Annotated in this window: 1 protein-coding gene; it reads left to right on the top strand. The window is 57.9% G+C overall.

Features of this window, described 5'->3' with window-relative positions; translation table 11 throughout:
- The coding region (locus AB5Y91_RS13530) for a DUF5801 repeats-in-toxin domain-containing protein (RefSeq protein WP_368170023.1) at positions 1-2,676 on the top strand (2,676 nt) is incomplete at both ends.

Raw genomic sequence — 2,676 nt, 5'->3', positions numbered from 1 at the left:
AGCGTCAGCCTGACCCTGAACAGCGGTGTGCTGACCCTGGTGCAGACAGTGACCGATGCCGATGGCGACAACGCCAAGGCCAGCATCGATCTGGGGACCGGCGGCGTGTTCCGCTTCGAGGACGATGGCCCCGTGCAGTCTGGTAATGGGCAAGGCCCCACTGTGCATGGCTCGGTACAGGAGGATGCCCTGACACTGGCTGGCGGTGCTCCCCATGAGGGCAACCATGAAGGGCCCGGGCAGACCACCACGGTCAGTGATACTTCGGGCTCTCTGAATACCTTGGTGGAATTCGGGGCCGATGGTCCTGGCGTATTCAGTCTGTCGAATAACGTCAGTTCACTGGTCTCACAAGGGCTGAGCAGCGGTGGCGTGGCGCTGAGTTATAGCGTGGCGGGCAATGTGTTGACAGCAACTGCAGGCGGGACAGTGATCTTCACCTTGACGGTGGCTGCTGACGGTGATTACTCCTTCACCCTGAAGGGACCGCTGGATCATCCTGTCAAGGAAGGGTTGCCGAATGGCGATAATGAGTTGCTGCCGGTACCTATCGACTTCTCGGGTGTCCTGGTTGCTACCGATGGGGATGGTGATCGGGTCCAGGGCTTCACGAAAGGGTCATTCGTCATCGATGTGCAGGATGATATTCCTGTGGCCCAAGATGACTACGCTACCGTGCTTGCCGGTCAGTCTCAGAACATCAATATGGTATTCGTGCTCGACTTCAGCGGCAGTATCGACAATAGCGAGCTGAACATCATGCTGGATGCAGTACGTACTGCAGGACAGGCGCTGTTCAATACCTCTGGTGGCCAAGTCAAGATCCAGATAGTGGCATTTTCCGGCGATTCCATCGCGTATTTGCCAACCGATAATGTCACCGCGTTCACTAATCTGGTTAATTCGTTGAACCCGCAGGAGCCCGGCGGTATACGTCCATTCAATGGCAGCACCGACTTCACCGATGCCATTGAGCAGACCATGATCTCTTACACGCCGATCCCGGGTTGGAGTAACCAGGTTGTCTTCATCAGCGATGGTGACCCCAATGAACAAACCGGCCCAGGTGGTGCTTCACTCACCAACACGGTGGCAACCAACTGGAACAATTTCGTCGATACCAACCTGGTCAATGTCACCACCATAGGCATTGGCAATGGGATCAATGATGTCCGCCTGCAAGAAGTCGACTTGGATGCCGGCCCGAACAACATGCCGCTGCGGGTTAATAACTTCAGTGACCTGGTCAACACCCTGCTCAATCAGGTGATAGGCGGCCTGGTGCAAGGCAATGTGCTCAGCGGCTCAAACAATGTCGTGGGTGGTGGGGACGATGATGCCTATGGCGCTGATGGTCCAGGTTATATCCAGTCCATCAAGATTGGCGCGACCACCTACAGCTGGGACGGGGTGCTCGATGGCGATCAGCAGCTGACGGCCGTCACTACTCCCGCGGGTGGCAAGCTGAGCTTCAACTTCTCCACTGGGGCATGGAGTTATCAGGCTCCCGCCAATGTGAATGGTGATCTCACCGAAGACTTCCAATACATCCTGATCGATAAGGACGGCGATCCGGCCACGGCCACCCTGCATCTGTATGTCGAAGATGTGGGCTCGGTGGAGGCTTATGTCGATGAGGATGAGTTGCCAAGCGGGATCACCGATAGTGACAGCGTCACCAATAGCGTCAGTGGCACCGTTGCCCCCTTGATTGTCGGCCCGGACAATTCCGCGACCATCAGCCTCAACACTAATACCAGTGGTGTAACCCCGGCCAGTTCGGGTGGCGTGGCGCTGGTCTATACGGTAGTGGGTGATACCCTGACTGCCACGGCCAATGGGGCGACTGTGTTCACACTTCAGGTCGGTTCAAATGGCAGCTATCAGTTCAACTTGGTCAAGTCGCTGGATCATCCGCTGGGTAATGGCGATGACAACGAACTGCTGACCCTGGATTTCACCAGCATCCTGAAGGCCACAGGCGGCACTGGCACCTTGGCCGGCAGCTTCCTGATCCATGTCGAAGACGATGTGCCCAAGGCCACTAATGAGCTGGGTGGTTCTGTCACTGAAGACGTGGCGGGCAGCCTGAACGGCAACGTGCTGAGCAACGACACCGTGGGGGCAGACACCCCGGCGGCCTTCGTGGGCTGGAGCGCTACCGGGCACAACAACAGTGCGGCAGTCACCGCGCTGACGACCTACGGTACCTTCGTGCAAAACGGCGATGGCAGCTGGACTTATGCGCTGGACAACAGCCGTCCGGCGACCCAGGCGCTGACGTCGGCCTTCGACCAGAGCTATGACGTCTGGTACACCATGAAGGACGCGGACGGTGACGAGAGCATCGCCAAGCTGACCATTAATATCAAGGGGTCGAACGACACCTCTAGCGTGGTGACGGCGGTAGCGAGCGGTCCTGACCACCTGGTATACGAATCGGGTCTCAATCCGAACGGGTCGAATGCGGGGGCCACGACTGAAACGGTGACGGGTAGCTTCACGGTATCGGCCTCGGACGGCATCTTGAACGTGGTGATAGGAGGCACCACGTACACCCTGGCGCAACTGCAGGGCTTCAATGGCACGCAGAGTGTGAACACTGGGGAGGGAATACTGACCCTGCTGAGCTACAGCGGGACAGCCAGCGGCGGGACGGTGAACTACCGCTACACC

The sequence above is a fragment of the Aeromonas sp. R4-3 genome, assembly GCF_040908275.1.
GTDB classification, from domain to species: domain Bacteria; phylum Pseudomonadota; class Gammaproteobacteria; order Enterobacterales; family Aeromonadaceae; genus Aeromonas; species Aeromonas rivipollensis.
Note: the sequence above shows the minus strand (reverse complement) of the source record. Positions and strands in the feature narration are given on the sequence as shown.